This window comes from Actinomadura mexicana, assembly GCF_900188105.1.
GTDB lineage: Bacteria > Actinomycetota > Actinomycetes > Streptosporangiales > Streptosporangiaceae > Spirillospora > Spirillospora mexicana.
The window spans coordinates 12,383-28,656 of the sequence record NZ_FZNP01000013.1 but is presented as its reverse complement, the minus strand read 5'-3'; the positions used below and the strand labels follow the sequence as shown (position 1 = coordinate 28,656).

Annotated in this window: 14 protein-coding genes; 8 read left to right on the top strand and 6 right to left on the bottom strand. The window is 72.4% G+C overall.

Features of this window, described 5'->3' with window-relative positions:
- Nucleotides 1-225: 225 nt before the first annotated feature.
- From CHC11_RS28990 to CHC11_RS28970, 5 genes are all read left to right on the top strand, one after another.
- Nucleotides 226-1,263 (top strand): PRC and DUF2382 domain-containing protein, encoded by a 1,038-nt coding sequence (locus CHC11_RS28990; protein ID WP_179279059.1) that lies wholly within the window; start codon nucleotides 226-228, stop codon nucleotides 1,261-1,263.
- 475 nt (nucleotides 1,264-1,738) lie between these two features.
- On the top strand, nucleotides 1,739-3,667 hold the full coding sequence (locus CHC11_RS28985; protein ID WP_218826295.1) for a glycoside hydrolase family 3 protein: 1,929 nt from the start codon (nucleotides 1,739-1,741) through the stop codon (nucleotides 3,665-3,667).
- Nucleotides 3,668-3,821: 154 nt separating this feature from the next.
- Nucleotides 3,822-4,658 carry a patatin-like phospholipase family protein gene (locus CHC11_RS28980; protein WP_089315025.1) on the top strand — a complete coding sequence of 279 codons (837 nt, stop codon included), beginning with the start codon at nucleotides 3,822-3,824 and terminating at the stop codon, nucleotides 4,656-4,658.
- Nucleotide 4,659: 1 nt separating this feature from the next.
- Nucleotides 4,660-5,625 carry a 1-acyl-sn-glycerol-3-phosphate acyltransferase gene (locus CHC11_RS28975; protein ID WP_089315024.1) on the top strand — a complete coding sequence of 322 codons (966 nt, stop codon included), beginning with the start codon at nucleotides 4,660-4,662 and terminating at the stop codon, nucleotides 5,623-5,625.
- A 12-nt stretch (nucleotides 5,626-5,637) separates the two neighbouring features.
- The gene (locus tag CHC11_RS28970) at nucleotides 5,638-6,057 is read left to right on the top strand and encodes an RNA-binding S4 domain-containing protein (RefSeq protein WP_089315023.1); all 420 of its coding nucleotides are present in this window, start codon (nucleotides 5,638-5,640) and stop codon (nucleotides 6,055-6,057) included.
- Here the strand turns inward: CHC11_RS28970 and CHC11_RS28965 are convergent.
- The 3 genes from CHC11_RS28965 to CHC11_RS28955 all read right to left on the bottom strand — a co-directional run bounded on the left by CHC11_RS28965 (nucleotide 6,006) and on the right by CHC11_RS28955 (nucleotide 9,230).
- Nucleotides 6,006-7,457 (bottom strand): MFS transporter, encoded by a 1,452-nt coding sequence (locus CHC11_RS28965; protein WP_089315022.1) that lies wholly within the window; start codon nucleotides 7,455-7,457, stop codon nucleotides 6,006-6,008. The two genes, CHC11_RS28970 and CHC11_RS28965, sit on opposite strands and share 52 nt — an antisense overlap.
- Nucleotides 7,458-7,545: 88 nt before the next feature.
- A complete protein-coding gene (locus CHC11_RS28960) occupies nucleotides 7,546-7,974 on the bottom strand; it encodes a DUF7144 family membrane protein (RefSeq protein WP_089315021.1) in 429 nt (142 codons plus the stop codon).
- 161 nt (nucleotides 7,975-8,135) lie between these two features.
- Entirely contained in the window at nucleotides 8,136-9,230 is a 1,095-nt protein-coding gene (locus CHC11_RS28955; RefSeq protein ID WP_179279058.1) for a phospholipase D-like domain-containing protein, read from the bottom strand.
- A 142-nt stretch (nucleotides 9,231-9,372) separates the two neighbouring features.
- On the opposite strand from CHC11_RS28955, the gene CHC11_RS28950 reads away from it, so the two are divergent.
- Entirely contained in the window at nucleotides 9,373-9,948 is a 576-nt protein-coding gene (locus tag CHC11_RS28950) for an ArsR/SmtB family transcription factor (protein WP_089315019.1), read from the top strand.
- A gap of 43 nt (nucleotides 9,949-9,991) precedes the next feature.
- Nucleotides 9,992-11,242: an MFS transporter gene (locus CHC11_RS28945; protein ID WP_089315018.1), complete on the top strand. Its 1,251-nt coding sequence runs from the start codon at nucleotides 9,992-9,994 to the stop codon at nucleotides 11,240-11,242.
- Between the two features lie 9 nt (nucleotides 11,243-11,251).
- Here the strand turns inward: CHC11_RS28945 and CHC11_RS28940 are convergent, their stop codons facing one another.
- The 3 genes from CHC11_RS28940 to CHC11_RS28930 all read right to left on the bottom strand — a co-directional run bounded on the left by CHC11_RS28940 (nucleotide 11,252) and on the right by CHC11_RS28930 (nucleotide 14,737).
- A complete protein-coding gene (locus CHC11_RS28940) occupies nucleotides 11,252-11,941 on the bottom strand; it encodes a class I SAM-dependent DNA methyltransferase (protein ID WP_218826294.1) in 690 nt (229 codons plus the stop codon).
- A 473-nt stretch (nucleotides 11,942-12,414) separates the two neighbouring features.
- A complete protein-coding gene (locus tag CHC11_RS28935) occupies nucleotides 12,415-13,122 on the bottom strand; it encodes a sugar transferase (RefSeq protein WP_089315016.1) in 708 nt (235 codons plus the stop codon).
- A gap of 112 nt (nucleotides 13,123-13,234) precedes the next feature.
- A complete protein-coding gene (locus CHC11_RS28930; protein ID WP_179279057.1) occupies nucleotides 13,235-14,737 on the bottom strand; it encodes an alpha/beta fold hydrolase in 1,503 nt (500 codons plus the stop codon).
- 205 nt (nucleotides 14,738-14,942) lie between these two features.
- On the opposite strand from CHC11_RS28930, the gene CHC11_RS28925 reads away from it, so the two are divergent.
- Complete coding sequence (locus CHC11_RS28925) at nucleotides 14,943-16,226, top strand: alpha/beta hydrolase family protein (RefSeq protein ID WP_089315224.1); 1,284 nt, start codon at nucleotides 14,943-14,945, stop codon at nucleotides 16,224-16,226.
- Nucleotides 16,227-16,274: the final 48 nt, after the last annotated feature.

The following is a 16,274-nucleotide window of genomic DNA, read 5'->3' as shown; positions in this document are numbered from 1 at the left end:
TTGGTTTATGTCCGAAAAGGTACGAGGAGGTGCAGGGGGGTCGCCGTAAATATGTCGTAAATCGTTCTCCATAACTTCGCAAACGCGTTTATGGCGTCCGTGTCCGGAAAAGCAGCAGGTAATGCGGCAACTCGGGATCAACTGAACACCGCTACCGAGTGGCGGGCTCCACCTCCCCCCGGCCCCCCGCCGTACGGGAGCGTTCACGGAAGCGGAGGTGCTCAAGTGCAGACGCAGACACAGGTGCGGGAGCTCATGGGGATGAGCGTGACCGACACCAACGGGACGAAGGTCGGCACGGTCAAGCAGGTCTACCTCAACGACGACTCCGGTTCCCCGGAGTGGGTGACCGTGCACACCGGCTGGTTCGGGATGCGTGAGAGCTTCGTCCCGCTGTCCGGGGCCCGCAAGGCCGAGGACGCCCTGCAGGTCCCGTACGACAAGGAGACGATCAAGGGCGCCCCGAACGTCGACGCCGACGAGCACCTGTCGCATGCGCAGATCGTGGACCTCTACCGGCACTACGGAGTGCGCCCCCCGGGCGGCCGTCGCACGGGCGGGGAGACGGATTCGGAGACGGGCACCTCCGAGACGGCCGAGAGCGCGGGCGCGGCCGGCACGGCCGCCGCGACGGGCACCGCCGAGACGAGCGAGACCGCCGGCACCCGGGGCGCCGCCGAGACGAGGAGCTCCGCCGGAACGGCCGCAACCACGGGCACGGCGGGCACGGCGGGCACCGCGGGCGCCGCCGGGATGGCCGTCCACCCCGAGCGCGGCAAGCGCGGCACGGCCGGCGAGCGGGGCGCCGGGCGGACCATGCCGCCCCAGTCGGCGCGCGAGGGCGCCGAGACGCCGATGACCGAGATCACCCGGTCCGAGGAGCAGATGCGCATCGGCACCGAGCGGCACGAGGCCGGCCGCGTCCGGGTGCGCAAGTGGATCGAGACCGAGACGGTCGAGCAGACGATCCCCGTCTCGCACGAGGAGATCCGGATCGACCGCGAGCCCATCGCCGGCGGCCGCCCGGACCCCAAGGCGACGATCGCCGAGGCGGACCAGGAGATCATCCTTTACGAGGAGCGCCCGGTCATCTCCAAGGAGACCGTGCCGGTCGAGCGCGTCCGGCTCCGCACCGAGCAGGTGCAGGACGAGCAGACCGTCCGCGGCGAACTCCGCAAGGAGCGCATCGAGGTCACGCGCGACGACGGCGCCCGCGGCCCCCGCCGCGAGGAGCGCGGAGAGGGCGGCGGTCCCTCCGCGTGACCTGATTTCGAGCCACCCTGGATGGCGGAGCGTCCCGCCGGTCGATACTCACCCGCCGGCCGGCGGGGCACCCGCTCCGGCGGGCCCGCGGCGGAAAGCCGCCGCGCGGACGCCGGATGGCCGGGTGTGGCCAGTGGGACCGGAGTTGCCGCACGTTCCAGCGGGTGCGCGCGTCCCGGACGCACAGCGGCCGGACGGGTGGGGCACGCTCGCCTTCCACCCGTCCGACCGGCTTTGTTCGGTCCATGATTCAACTCGTGAATTTAGTTTCCGTCAAGCCCTCTTCCATGTTTCCACAAGGCCGCTGCCGGGCCGGTGAAGATCCATTGACAGCCGCCCGGCGGCGGGGGAGGTTCCAGGTGACGTCGCCGGCGCAGGGGTCATGGCCGTCCGGGCGAGCCGTGACCCCGGCGTCCGGCCGGGCGCGGTCCGCCGGGCCGCGCGGCGTCCTTCGGAGCGACCCAGGAGGGACGAGTTGCCACACTCCCGCACACGTGCCATCGCCACCCGGATCGGGCGGCCACTGGTCGCGCTCGCGACCATCGCCGCCCTTCCGTCGGCCCTCGCGGCGCAGCCCGCCATCGCCGACGCCCCCCGCGACGCCCCGTACCTGAACCCGCGGCTGCCCGCGGCGGACCGGGTGGAGGACCTGCTCGGCCGCATGACCCTGCAAGAGAAGATCGGCCAGATGGCGCAGGCCGAGCGCGGCGCCATCGACGGCGACCGGGACCAGATCACGAACCTGGCCCTCGGGTCGGTGCTCTCCGGCGGCGGATCGACGCCCGCCGACAACACCCCCGCGGGCTGGGCGGACATGGTCGACGCCTACCAGTCCAGGGCGCTGGCGACCCGCCTGAAGATCCCGCTCCTGTACGGGGTCGACTCGGTGCACGGCCACAACAACCTCGTCGGCGCCACCGTCTTCCCGCACAACATCGCGATGGGCGCCACCCGCGACCCCGGCCTCGTCCGCCGGGAGGAGCAGATCACGGCCATCGAGACGAAGGCGACCGGACCCCAGTGGGTGTTCGCCCCCTGCGTCTGCGTCACCCGTGACCTGCGGTGGGGGCGCGCCTACGAGAGCTTCGGCGAGGACCCGCGCCTCGTCGTCCAGATGGAGACCGGCCTGGAGGGCTTCGAGGGACGGCGCAGGAGCGACCTCGCCACGAACCGTCACGTCCTGGCCACGGCCAAGCACTTCGCCGGTGACGGCGACACGGTGTTCGGCTCGTCCACCAGCGGGACGTACACGATCGACCAGGGCGTCACCGTCACCGACCGCAAGCACTTCGCGGCGGTCGACCTCGCCCCCTACGTCGTGGCGGTCAAGAAGTACGGCGTCGGCAGCATCATGCCGTCGTTCTCCAGCGTGGACTGGAAGGAGGACGGCGTCGGCAACCCGGTCAAGATGAGCGCGCACAAGGAGCTGCTGACCGACGTCCTCAAGAAGAAGATCGGGTTCGACGGCTTCCTCATCAGCGACTGGGAGGCAATCCACCAGATCCCGGGCGACTACGCCACGCAGGTCCGCACGTCCGTGAACGCCGGGATGGACATGTTCATGGAGCCCTACAGCACGCCGCAGTTCGTCCAGACACTGCTGGCGGAGGTGCAGGCGGGCCGCGTGCCGATGGCGCGGATCGACGACGCGGTGAGCCGCATCCTGAAGGCGAAGTTCGAGCTCGGCCTGTTCGAGCACCCCTACACCGACCGCGGCAACGCCGAGACGATCGGGTCGCCCGAGCACCGCGCGGTCGCCCGCGAGGCCGTCGCCAAGTCGCAGGTCCTGCTGAAGAACTCCGGGAACGCGCTGCCGCTGCGCAGGAACCAGCGCGTCTACGTGGCCGGGGCCAACGCCGACGACATCGGCAACCAGGCCGGCGGCTGGACGGTCACCTGGCAGGGCTCGTCCGGCGACATCATCCCGGGCACGACGATCCTGGACGGCATCAGGCAGAACTCCTCCGCGGTCACCTACAGCCAGGACGCGTCGGCGCCGACGGCCGGTAACGACGTCGGCATCGTGGTGGTCGGCGAGAAGCCGTACGCCGAGGGCGTCGGCGACGTCGGCAACGGCCACACGCTGAACCTGTCCGACGCCGACAAGGCCGCCGTCGACAAGGTCTGCTCCGCCATCAGGACCTGCGTCGTCCTGGACGTCGCGGGGCGCCCGCAGATCGTCACCGACCAGCTGGCGAAGACGGACGCGTTCGTCATGTCCTGGCTGCCCGGCAGCGAGGGCGCCGGCGTCGCGGACGTCCTGTTCGGCAGGCGCCCGTTCACCGGCGAGCTCTCGGTGACCTGGCCGCGCAGCGAGGCCCAAGAGCCGATCAACGTCGGCGACCGGGACTACCGGCCCCTGTTCCCCTACGGCTACGGCCTGAAGACCCGCGTCCACCACTGACCCGCGTCCACGGGGCCGGCCGCCCCCGGGTGGCCGGCCCCGCCGGCCGCGGCTCCGCAGGTCACGCCCCGCCCGTCGGTGGCCCGGTTTATCCCGCTTCCCATGGGTGAGGCTGCCTCCAGCGCCCGACGGGCGGAGCGCGAAGGGAGACCGGGTGGAACGGGAACCGCGGACGGCGTTCGTCCTCGGGGGCGGCGGCGTGCTCGGCGCGCACGAGGTCGGCATGCTCCGGGCGCTGCGGGAGACCGGCGTCCGCCCCGACCTCGTCGTCGGGACCTCGATCGGCGCGCTCAACGGCGTGTTCGTCGCGGCCGGGCCGGACGCGGCGGTCGAGCGGCTCACCAGCCTGTGGTCGGACGAGGCCGTCCGCGACGTGTTCGGCTCGCCCGTCCTCGCCCGGCTGTGGAGGCTCGCCCGGTCCGGCACGCACCTGCACTCCAACGAGCCGCTGCGCCGCATGCTGGACGAGCTGCTCCCCGTCCCCTCGTTCGAGGACCTGGAGGTCCCGTTCCAGTGCGTCGCCGCCGGGATCGAGACCGCGATGGCGCACTGGTTCACCGAGGGTCCGCTGATCCCGGCGGTGCTCGCGTCGTCGGCCGCGCCGGGGCTGCTGCCACCGGTCCGGATGGGCGAGCGGCACTACTACGATGGCGGCCTCGTGCACAGCATCCCGGTCAGCCGGGCCGTCATGCTCGGCGCCACCGACATCTACGTCCTGCACGTCGGCCGGATCGAGCGCGACCTCGCGCCCCCGAGCCGGCCCTGGGAGGTCGGCCTCGTCGCGTTCGAGATCGCGCGCCGGCACCGGTTCTTCGAGGAGATGGCGAACCTCCCGGAGGGCCTGAACGTCCATGTCCTGCCCGCCGGGGCCAGGACGCAGAAGGCAGGAGTCGACCTCACCCAGGTCCGCTACAGGAACGCGTCCGGGATCCAGGGTCACATCGAACGCGCCTATCAGGCATCTTTGAAGTACCTCAAAGAGCGAGCGTGAGATGCTGCCACCCCGTTTCGTGCGCCGCCTGGTGTGCACGCCACTGCTGTTCGTCCTGACCTGCGTGGTCGTGGTGCTGTTCCCGGTCGGCTACGTGGTGGCGTCCCTGGCCGGACGCGAGCGAAAGCGGGCCCTGCGCCTGCTCTGCTTCACCCTCACGTGGGGGACGCGGGAGACGGCGGCCGTCCTGGAGTGCGGGTGGCTGTGGCTGCGGCGCCGCACCCACGACGAGCGGCACTACGACATCATCCGCCGCTACGTCGGCGCCCTCTACGCGTCCGCGCAGCGCCGGCTCGGCCTGCGCGTCGAGGTGGACGGCACCTGGGACGGCTCCGGCGGCGCCCGTCCCCTGATCGTGCTCAGCCGGCACGCCGGGCCGGGTGACGCGCTGCTGATCGTCCACCACCTACTGACCGAGTACCGGCGCCGCCCCCGGGTGGTCATGAAGGCGCTGCTCCAGCTCGACCCCTGCATCGACATCGCCGCCAACCGGGTGCCGAACGTGTTCGTCACCCCCGGCGGCGCCGCCGGCGCCGTCGGCCGGCTCGCCGAGGGGCTCGGCCCCGGCGAGGCGCTGCTGATCTTCCCCGAGGGCGGCAACTTCTCCCCGGCGCGCCGCCGCCGCGCGATCCGCCGGCTGGCCCGGATGCGCCGCGCGGACGAGGCCGCCCGCGCCGCCGCGATGCGCAACGTGATGCCGCCGCGCCCCGGCGGCGTGCTGGCCGCGCTGGACTCCGCCCCGTCCGCCGACGTGGTGTTCGTCGCGCACTGCGGGCTCGAGCACATGGCCACGGCCGGGGACATCTGGCGGCGCGTCCCGTTGACCGGGCCCGTCCGCGCCCGCTGGTGGCGCGTGCCCGCCGAGGACGTCCCGGGCGCCCGCGACGCCCGTGTCAGCTGGCTCTACGAGAACTGGGAGCGCGCGGACGCGTGGATCAGCGCGCAGCGGGTGCCCGCGCCGAAGTGACATCATGGACGCATGGGCGATGAGGGGTCCGTGCGGGTCGATCTCTGGGTCTGGTCCGTGCGGCTGCTGAAGACCCGCTCGATGGCGACGACCGCGTGCCGGGCGGGCCACGTCCGCGTGAACGACGAGCGCGCCAAGCCGTCCACCGCGGTCAAGCCGGGGGACGTCGTCCGGCTCCGCCATGACGGGCGGGAGCGGATCGTCGTCGTGCAGAAGATCGTCCGCAAGCGGGTCTCCGCGCCCGCCGCCCAGGAGTGCCTGATCGACAGGAGCCCGCCCCCGCCGCCGCGCGAGGCGCTCATCCCGATCGGCCGCCGCGAGCGCGGCGCGGGCCGTCCCACCAAGCGCGACCGCCGCGAGCTCGAACGCGTCCTGGACCGCTACCGCATTCTGAACGACCCGCCGAAGGACGACCGGGAGGGGCCGGGGTAGCGGCGTTCGGACTCCAGCGCCGACGCCACGTCCCGCGGGTAGCCGCGCCGCGCGCCGAGCAGCAGCAGGCCGTTGCCCAGCAGCGGTATCAGCGTCAGCAGGAACACCCGGTCGAGGCCGACGGCCGTCGACCGGCCCGCTCCGAGCACCCCCGACAGCCAGCCGAACAGCACCGGCGCCGCCGCCTCCCCGGACATGCGCACGATCGTCCGGATGGCCTCCGCGCGCCCCCACAGCCGGAAGTGGACGACGTCCAGCCGCACCGCGTCCAGCGGCGGGTTCGCGGCGGCCAGCGCGGCGGCGCCGAGCGTGAGCAGCGGCAGCGCGATCAGCGCCCGGTCGGTGAGCAGCGCGGGCAGGAACAGCAGCGCCGACGCGGCGAACGCCGCGCCCGGCACGCCGACCCGCGCGGTCACCTTCCCGCCGCGCAGGCGCCGGTCGGCCAGCCGCCCGCCGACCAGCACCCCGGCGAGCGCGGCCGCCCCGACGACCAGTACGAACGCCGACAGCCCGCCCCGTCCGACCGCGTACCGCTCCAGCACGAAGACGATCGCGAACGTGCGCAGCCCGGCGAAGAAGAAGTAGCCGATCGCGGACGCCAGGATGATGATCACGTTGGTGCGGATGGCGAGCACGTACCGGGCGGCCTGCGGCAGCGTCATCCGCTCGGGGTCCTCGGCCAGGACGGTCCGCGGGTCCGGCCGCACGCCCGCCTCGTCCACCCGCCGCTGCGCGAGCTCCTCCCCGCCCCGTCCGCCGGAGGCCCCCCGCGCGCCGCGCGCCGGCTCGGGCAGCATCCTCCACAGCAGCACGGCCAGCACGAACCCCAGCATCGCGACGAACCAGAACGAGACCCGCCAGCTCGCGAACGCGGCGATGTTGCCGCCCGCCAGCAGCCCGACCCCGACCCCGACCAGCTCCCCGGCGAGGATGCGCCCGTACGTCGCGGCCCGCTCCTCGGGCGGGAACAGGTCCCCGATCAGGGACGCGACCGTGGGCCCCGCCGTCGCCGTCACCGCGCCCAGGGCCACCCGGGACGCCAGCAGCCACTCGTACGACTCCGCCAGCCCCCCGACGACCATCGCGGCGCTCCACAGCACCACGCTGCCCGCCAGCAGCGGCACCCGCCGCACCCGGTCGGTGAGCTGCCCCACCGGCACCGTCGCGACCGCGCCGACCGCCGCCGGCGCGGCCGTCAGCACCCCGACCTGCGTGTTGCCGATGTGCAGGGAGCTGCGCAGCTCGTGCACGATCGCCCCGATGACCCCGACGTCCGCCGCGTTCAGCGCGAGGACGCAGCCCATCAGCACCACGACGCGCGCCTGGCGCCGCCCGCCCAGCCGGTCCGCCAGTGCGGTGCCCACCCGCCTCCACGGCCGCGGGGCCGACGCCGGTGCCATTGGGCTCTCCTGCCCGTGCGCGGCCGGGGTATGTTCGGCCGCGGCCACGATGACCTGGGGTTCCGCCGCCGGTGTCCCGTGCCCGGCGTCAGTCTCCGCGCGCGCCGGCGGGCGGGGCGATGAGCGCGTACATCAGCAGGATGCACAGCGCGATGGTCAGCACCGACCAGAGGGGGAACGCGGCGAGGAACGCGAGGTGCCCGATGGCGGCCAGGAAGGCGAACAGCACGCCGACCACCCGCGCCCACATCTTCCCGGTGAGGATCCCGACACCGACGACGATCTGCAGGGCGCCGAGGACGAGCCAGTACCAGCCCCATGCCGTGAAGTTGAAGACCAGGATCTGATTGGAGTTCACGACGTAGTAGCTGTCCTTGAACAGGGCCACCACCCCGTCGATGACGTTGAACGCGCCCACCACGATGGACAGCGTCCCCGCGAAGGTGAGCCATCCGGAGAGCCGGTAGCCCTGGCGCGCCGTGGCCGACCGGCCCCCGTGGGACATCCTCGTCGTCATGAGACCTCCCGATCGAGCTGCATGTTCATGTCGAGAAGTCCCCTTTGACGCGTATTAGGTAAACCATGCCGCCATGGCATTTGACGTCCCCTTAAGGCAAATGTGGCGGCGGTGTGCCCGTGGCCGGCCGGCCCGCTGCGCGCACTGTCAGGCGGGCACTGTCAGGCGGGCTCGGCCAGTTCGGTGATGATGCGCTCGATCTCCTTGAGCGCGTAGGCGGCGATGGCCCGCTGGCCGGTCTCGGCGTCCTCGCGGGTCTCCTCCAGGTCGCCCAGCACGATGATGTTCTCGTCGTTCAGCGTCGTCGCGGGCGCGGTGTAGTTGAAGCTGCCGGCGATCACGAGTCGCTCGTCCACGACCATCAGCTTGTGGTGCACCTTCCGCACCCCGGTGCCCCGCCTGTTCGTGAACAGCTCCACCCCGGCGGCCTTCAGCGGCTCGGTCGCCGCCCAGGCCTGGGCGCCCTGCCCGTGGTCCAGCACCCCGCGGATCCGCAGCGACCGCGCGAGCCGGATCATGGTGTCGTCGATGCCGGACGAGCGGGCGAAGGTGAACATCGCGAAGTCCACGCTCGCCGACGCCTTCAGCATCTGCTTCATGATCTCCATCTCGGGCCCGTGCCGCGGCGCGAACAGCGGCTTCACCCGGACCCGGCCCAGCTGGAACTCCGCGGGACGCGCCTCGACCCGCTCGTGCAGCGCCCCGAACGTCCCCGACCGCATCCGCAGGAACTCCTCCAGGTAGAGGGACGCGGCACGCTGGCCCCGCAGCACCACCACGTGGTTGAGGTTGTTGCCCGCCTTCTGCGTCCCCGCCGGGTTCGTGCCGGTGTCGGTGAGCGTGAAGTTGGCCGACCCGGTCAGCACCGCCGCCGTCGACTCCCCGTCGTCCCGCACGATGAACTTCTGGTGGAAGATCGCCGGGTTCAGGTCGGTGATGAGGTCCACCCCCGCGCGCAGCAGCGCCGCGTAGATGAGCCGGTTCTCCTCGTTGGCCCCCGCCGCCGCCCACGGGTCCGCGGCGGGCCGGTCCTCCCGCAGGTAGTCCCCCTCCAGGATGATCTGCACCCGCACCCCGGCCGCCCGCGCGGCGAGGATCGCGTCCGTGACCGCCCGGGAGTCCAGTTCCTGCACCGCGATCCGCAGCGTGTGCCGCGCCCCGCGGACGAACTCGCGGATCACCGCGTCCAGGTCGTCGGGCCCGCCCAGCGCCGTCGGCCCCGCGTGCAACTCGATTCCGCCCACCCGTACCGGCATGACGCCCCCCAAACCCGCGACCGCCTCCGTTGCCAGCATTCCCCGGCCCGGCCGTCTTCGACCCGCCTCGACGTGGCCACCATCGGCTCCGATCATGCAAGAATTATTGCGCAACGATTCTTGTGCATGTGAGGATGGCCGCATGACCGATCCGAACGGCGTGGCCAAGGTGACCGATTCGCGGGTGCTGGCCGCGATGTCACACCCGCTCCGCCGGCGCCTCCTGGACGTCCTCAAGGTCCACGGCCCGTCCACCGCGAGCGCCCTCGCCGACCGGACCGACCAGGCCGTGGCCAACATCAGCCACCACCTGAAGGTGCTCGCCGCCGCTGGCCTGATCGTGGAGGCGCCGGAACTGGCCAGGGACCGCCGCGAACGCTGGTGGCGGCTCGCGGCGCCGGAACTCCGCTGGGTCACCGGCGACTTCGACGACGACCCGTCCCGCCAGGCGGTGGCCGGCGCGGCGGTCTCGCTCGCCCTCGACCGGCAGATCGGCCTGGTCCGCGCGTGGCACGCCGTCCGGGAGCAGCGGGAGGCATGGAACGGGGCGGCCTTCTCCGTCGACGAGTGGCTGCACCTGACCCCCGCCGAGCTGGGCGAGCTGGAGCAGGAGATCCTCGCGCTGCTCGAACGCTGGAAGCGGCGGGACGTCCCGGACGACGGGCAGGCCCGCGAGCCGGTCTTCCTGTTCGCCCACGCCGTCCCGGCGGAGCCGTGATCGTCGGCAGGGGCGGAGCCTTGATCATCGCCCTGGCGGAGCCGTGACCCTCATCGCCCCGGCGCGCGGCGGCCTGCGCCGGCACCGCGACTTCCGCCTGCTCTGGATCGGCCAGGCCACCGGCAAGCTGGGAAGCAGCGTCACCGGCGTGGCCCTCCCGCTGGTCGCGGTCGCCACCCTCGGCGCGAGCACCCTCCAGGTGGCGCTGCTCTCGGCCGCGGCCTGGGTGCCGTGGCTGCTCCTGGGCCTTCCGGCGGGCGCCTGGGTGGACCGCCTGCCCCGCCGGCCGGTGATGCTCGCCTGCGACCTCCTGGCCCTGCCGCTCTTCCTCAGCGTCCCGGCCGCCGCCTGGCTCGACCGGCTGACCATCGCCCACCTGGCGGCCGTCGCGCTGGGCGCCGGCTGCGCGAGCGTGTTCTTCCAGACGGCCTACCAGGTCTACCTGCCGTCCCTGCTGGACCGCGACGAACTGGCCGAAGGCAACGCCAGAGTGCAGGCGACCGAGGCCGCCGCCCAGGTCGGCGGCCCCGGTCTGGCAGGGCTGGTCGCCCAGCTCGCCGGGGCGGTGAACGCGCTCCTCCTCGACGCGGCCGGTTACGTCGTCTCGGCCGTGTGCCTGCTGGCGATCCGGACACGCGAGCCCCGTCCCGCCCGCGTCCGGCGCGGGACGCTGCGCCAGGAGATCGCCGAGGGCCTCCGCTTCGTGGCCCGCGACCCCTACCTGCGGGTGCTCACCCTGTTCTCGGCCGTCAGCAACATCTGCCTGTTCGGGTACCAGTCGATCCTGGTCGTGTTCCTCGTCCGCGAGGTCGGCGTCACCCCGGGCATGGTCGGCGCCCTCGCCGCCGCGACCAGCCTGGGCGCCGTACTCGGCGCCGCCGCGGCGCCCGTCCCGTCCCGCCGCTTCGGCTCGGCCCGCACCCTGCTCGCCGCCGAGATCGGCGCCGCCCCGTTCGGCCTGCTGATCCCCCTCGCCGCACCGGGAGCCGGGCTCCTTCCCGCCTTCGCCGGCGGGTTCGTCATCTCCGCGGGTGTCGCGGCGGGCAACGTCCTGAAGGGGACCTTCCGGCAGACCTACAGCCCCCGTCCGCTGCTCGGCCGGATCACCGTGAGCATGCAACTGGTCGGCTACGGCACCATTCCCCTCGGCGCCCTGCTCGGCGGCGCCCTGGGCGCGGCCCTGGGCGTCCGGTCCGCCATGTGGATCACCACGGGCGCGCTGGCCCTCACAGGTCCGACCCTCCTGGCAGGCCCGTTCCGCCGCCATCGGGACCTCCCGTCGCACCCCGGCTGAGCGTGGACCTCAGCCCTGCGACCCGGGTCTCCGCGCCAGCACGAGCCGCCCCCGCGGACTGCCGTCCTCACGCGTGCCCAAGGCCGCCAACGGGACGGTCGTCACGGCGAACCCGGCATCTGCCAGGTCGCTCCGGAGCGCGTGCAGCGGACAGGTCCGGTAGTACATGACGAACGGGGGACGCCACACCGCGTTGCGGACCCGCATGACCAGATCGAACCCGAGCAGCGCCCAGTACAGGCGTGACGCGATGGGCGGCGGCGCCCCGACGGGAAAGGCGAAGAGCCCGCCGGGCCGAAGCGCGCGGTGAACCCCGGCGAAAAGGGCGGGCCGCTCGCCGGGCAGCAGATGCCCGAGCGCTCCGAAGGTGACCGCGAGGTCGAAAGCCCGGTCGAACGGCAGGGCCCGAACATCGGCCCGGACCCACGCGGCCTCCGGGTGCGCCTGCCGCGCCTCCGCGAGCATCCCCGCGCTGAAGTCGACCCCCGTGCCGCTCCCATCGCACAGGGTGTCGAGGACGCGCATGCCCGCACCCGTGCCGCAGCACACGTCCAGCCCCTGACCGAAGGGCCCGTACGGCCGCAGCGCCTCGGCGGTCGCGTCGAGAACCCGGTCGGGCGTCCGGAAAGGCGTGTGATCGAACTTCGGAGCCAGCAGGTCGTACCCGCGCTCGACCGAAGACAGCGCCTGAACCGACAACTCCCGCAAGGAAGGACCCCGAGCCGAGAACACCCCTCAACCCTATGTCCACCCGCCTTCCCGGGGAGCGAGGCGAGGTCGTCCGCGCAGCTACGGCGTCGCCCACCGCGCTCAATCCGGCCGTGCAGCCAGAGATAGCCGTCGGTGTCCGCGTGCGCCCAGTCGCCGGCGAGGGTGTACCCCCGGTGCACCGCCGCCCGCCGGTGCGCCGGTCTTTCAGACGGGCCCGGTCGGGCCGCGCACGCCCAGCCTCCCCGAAACACCCGCCGGACAGGGGTCGCCCGCGGCGTCGAACACCGCCGCGCCGTACCCGGGAAGTGGTATACCGACCGCCCCCGGCCGGTCGCCGTGCGGTGCCGCGCCGGTGACGCACCAATGTACCGGCGCCTCGCCGCCCGGCACGATGCGGTGAGAAGGACGAAGGGGGGAGGGCGCGGCAAGCCGCCACGCCCTCCTCCTGGGTTGCTCGGCCACTACGAATCGCGGCTGATGAAGGACCAGCCGATCTTCGCCGTGTCACTGAGGATCTTCAGATCCCGCTCCAGGCTCGCGCAGTGCGCGTCCTCGACATCGTCATCGAACCGCTGGAGCAGGTACGCCTCGCTCTGCGGGTCCAGTTCGATGCTCCTGTTTCCGAACGTGCTGTACATCCCGGGCCTGCCGATCGTCGTCGCCCGGTCCCACTCCCTGTAGTCGGAGGGGGACAGAACTTCTCTCATCAGCTCCCGGTCGAACGTCAGCAGGGGACGTGGGTTGGCCAACGCCATGTGCCCGCGGATCACGTGGTACACCTCGAAGAACTGGTCGAAGGTGCCCTTGCGCAGGACTCTCCCGCGGCGGGTCGCCCGAGGGTCGTCGGAGCCGCGGCTCGCGTCGAGACCCCGGCCGTCCCGCATCGTCCGGACATGGAGGAGCCTGAACGGGACGCCGTCCCTGCCGATCCGCCATTGCCGGAAGATCGGCGCACGGCCGTCCTCCAGGAACATCAGCGTTGCTCCGACGGCGGCCGTTGGCACGTACACCGGGGAGAGCGCTGTGGCGACCAGCAGATCCAGCCCCCTCTTCTCGGCACTGAGAGTCCAGGCGGGTCCGGTCAAATTCGCTCCAGGGAGATCCGGAATCGCTTCCCGGATCGCCCTGAGCCTCTGCTGCAGTACATGCAGCGGCTCTTGCTCGTTCATTTCGTTTGTGGGCGCCGCTGTTGCGGTCGGCGCCCTCTCCTTTGCCCCTTACCGTGACGGCGGGCCGACGAAGTGCCACCGCAGGTCCGTCGGGCGTCGGGGTTCCCTCGGGTCAGGGCCGCACGGGGGCGGGCGGGATCTCGGCCAGGCAGGATGTGTCGCGGACCTGCAGGTCGCGGATGAAGCCGGTCTGTATCGCGGCCACGCAGCCGCTGGGTTCCTGTTCGGCCACGTGACCGACGTTGGGCACCTCCACCACTGTCGCGCGGCGGAACTGGCGCGCGGCCTGCCGTCCCATGGCGGTCGGGGTGTTGGCGTCCAGGTCGCCGGACACCACCAGCACCGGGACGTCGGGGAACGGCCCGCCGGTCGGCTGCACCGGGCCGTGGCGGTCGGGCCAGCGGATGCACGCGTTGCCCTGGTCGTAGCTCATGCTGGTCCAGGCCGTCTTGCCGAATGGCCAGTAGGTCCGCTCGGACAGTGCCGCGCGTCCGGCCGAGAACTGCCGGAGCCGGGTGGCGACCGGCGCTCGGCGTTTCCACAGGGTCGGGTAGTCGTTGCACATCACGGCCGCGGCCAGTTCGGGATTGAAAGGCTGCTGCTCGTCTCGGCGGAGCGCCGACCCGCTCAGGGGGGCCGCCTGCCGGGCGGCGTCGACCAGCGCCGTGTCGTCGCCGTGCAGGGCGTCGCGGACCATGGCGGGCAGGTCGCCGATCGCGCTGGGGGCTGATTTGGCCGAGTTGTAGATGATCGCGGCCAGTGCGGTGTCGTCCAGCAGCAGCCGCCGGCCGTCCAACGTGTAGGGGATCGGCCGCGCGCGCAGCCGCTGGGCGAGCCGCGCGACATCCCGCAGGACCTGGTCAGCGTCGCAGGCGCCTGCGCTGCGCCGGCACATCAGCCGCAGCGCTCGGCGGGCGGCGCCCGCGTTGGGGCGCGCCCACATGTCGAAGTCGAGCGGGTAGGCGCTGGAGAGCACCACGGAGCGAACCCGGCCGGGATGCCGCTGGGCGTAGACGGTCATGAGGTAGGTGCCGTAGGACTCTCCGAACAGGTCCAGCCGCCCGATCCGCAGCTCGGCACGCACGGCGTCGATGTCGTCGGCGGTCTCGGCCGAGGTGTAGCCGCGCGCGCGAGCCCCCAGCGTCCGGCCGCACTCGCCGATCGCCCGTACGAAATCATCACGGGTCGCGGGCAGCGAACCGAGGGCCCCGCAAGTGACCGGATCCGAGCGGTTCACCCCGCGTGGATCGACCAGCAGCAGGTCGTGGTCCTCCAGCAGGCCGCGGAACATCCGCGCGTACTGGGAGGCGGACGCGATCGCGGAATTGCCGGGGCCTCCGGGGTTGATCGTGACCGTTCCCCTGGCGGGCCGGGACGTATCGCGGTGCCCGATCAACGTATAGGCCACGTTGGTGCTGCCGAGCTCAGGACGAGCCCGCACCAGTGGCACCCGGACCGTTCCGCACACCGCACGTGACACCGGCACACAGCCCGCCTCGTTCTGCGGCGCCGGCCGCGGTGTCCCGGCGCCCGCCGGGCCGGCGGCCATGCCACCGGCCGCGACCACGGCGAGCGCGGCCGCCAGCAGTCCCACCGTCCTGGAGATCAGTTGCATGCACGGAGCATGAACGCCGGATGATCGACCGCGCATCGTCCCGCGAGGGGAACCCGCCGCCCCTACCTGAGGGGGAGGGGACCGGCGCCAGGGCCGCACGGCTCCGGAGACCGCGTCAGGGTTGTCCCCGGTCTTACCCTGAGCCGGTGCGGGCGGCCTGTCATTCGCCTTTCCGCGATGTCAGTCTCAGGCGATGATCTCCAACATGAATTCCGGCACGGCGAAGCACCGATCGGTGCGGCTCCGGGCGGCGGTGGCCGGGGCCGGGACCGTCGGCCTCGTGCTCACCGCCGCGGGAGTGGCCGTCGCGAAAGGGGACGCTCCGGCGGAGAAGACCGCTCTCGCCGCGTCCGGGCGGCAGAACGGCCGCGTCCAGCTGACCTTGCCGGAGCCGACCGGCCCGCGCCGGATCGGAACGACGTCTCTGCACCTGGTCGACCATTCTCGCAATGACCCGTGGATTCCCCGCTCGTCACCGCGCGAATTGATGATCAGCGTGTGGTACCCGGCCACGAGGACCCGCGGAGAACGCCGGGCCCCCTGGCTACCGCCGAAGTCGGCGGCGCTCTACAAGAAGCAGACCAGCCAGAACCTCGGAACGTCACTGGACGATGTCGACCTCCCGGTGACCCACGCCTACCAGGACGCCCCCGTCGCCGGCAAAAGCCCGCGCAGCCATCCGGTGGTGCTCTTCTCCCCCGGATTCGCCGGGCTGCGCCAATTCGACACGGCGCTGGTCGAGGACCTGGCCAGCCGAGGCTACGTGGTCGTCACCATCGACCACACTTACGAGGCCCCGTTCGTGGAATTCCCCGGTGGCCGGCTGGAGTTCGGGACGCAGCCGCCCGAGCCGTCCGAAGAGGAGCACGCCAAGTCGCTGAGGGTCCGCCAGGCCGACACCAGGTTCGTCCTCAACGAACTCACGAAGCTGAACGCCGGGAAGAACCCCGACGCCGGACACCGCAGGCTGCCTCGCGGTCTGCAGGGGACTCTGAACCTGTCGAAGACCGGCATGTTCGGGCACTCGGTCGGCGGCGACACGGCGGCCGAGGTCATGGCGGAGGACCGCCGCGTCCGCGCCGGCGTCGACCTGGACGGCAGCGTCAACGGGCCCGTCGCCACCACCGGACTCGACCGTCCGTTCATGCTGATGGGCAACGCCACCCACACCCGGGACAACGACTCGACCTGGAACGACTTCTGGTCGAACCTGCGGGGCTGGCGCCTCGACCTCCGGCTGAGCGACTCCGCCCACCAGACCTTCACCGACATGCCCCCGCTCGTCCAGCAGCTCGAGAAGGCCGTCCCGCTCTCACCCGAGGTGGTCGCGAGGCTGGACTCCAGCTTCGGCACGATCCCCGCGGACCGGGCCATCGCCGCCCAGCGCGCCTACCTGAACGCGTTCTTCGACCTTCATCTGCGGCACCGTGACGGCTCGCTGCTGTCGGGCCCGTCCGCGAAGTTCCCCGAGATCACCTTCGTTCCCTGACCTTGATCGTGCACCGGTGCCCCGGTCCGCCGACGTCGAAGGCGTACG

Coding starts and splice junctions, on each gene's coding strand:
- CHC11_RS28975 (WP_089315024.1), top strand. CDS start 4,660: ATGCTGCCACCCCGTTTCGTGCGCCGCCTGGTGTGCACGCCACTGCTG.
- CHC11_RS28970 (WP_089315023.1), top strand. CDS start 5,638: ATGGGCGATGAGGGGTCCGTGCGGGTCGATCTCTGGGTCTGGTCCGTG.
- CHC11_RS28965 (WP_089315022.1), bottom strand. CDS start 7,457: ATGGCACCGGCGTCGGCCCCGCGGCCGTGGAGGCGGGTGGGCACCGCA.
- CHC11_RS28960 (WP_089315021.1), bottom strand. CDS start 7,974: ATGACGACGAGGATGTCCCACGGGGGCCGGTCGGCCACGGCGCGCCAG.
- CHC11_RS28955 (WP_179279058.1), bottom strand. CDS start 9,230: ATGCCGGTACGGGTGGGCGGAATCGAGTTGCACGCGGGGCCGACGGCG.
- CHC11_RS28950 (WP_089315019.1), top strand. CDS start 9,373: ATGACCGATCCGAACGGCGTGGCCAAGGTGACCGATTCGCGGGTGCTG.
- CHC11_RS28935 (WP_089315016.1), bottom strand. CDS start 13,122: ATGAACGAGCAAGAGCCGCTGCATGTACTGCAGCAGAGGCTCAGGGCG.
- CHC11_RS28930 (WP_179279057.1), bottom strand. CDS start 14,737: ATGCAACTGATCTCCAGGACGGTGGGACTGCTGGCGGCCGCGCTCGCC.
- CHC11_RS28925 (WP_089315224.1), top strand. CDS start 14,943: ATGAATTCCGGCACGGCGAAGCACCGATCGGTGCGGCTCCGGGCGGCG.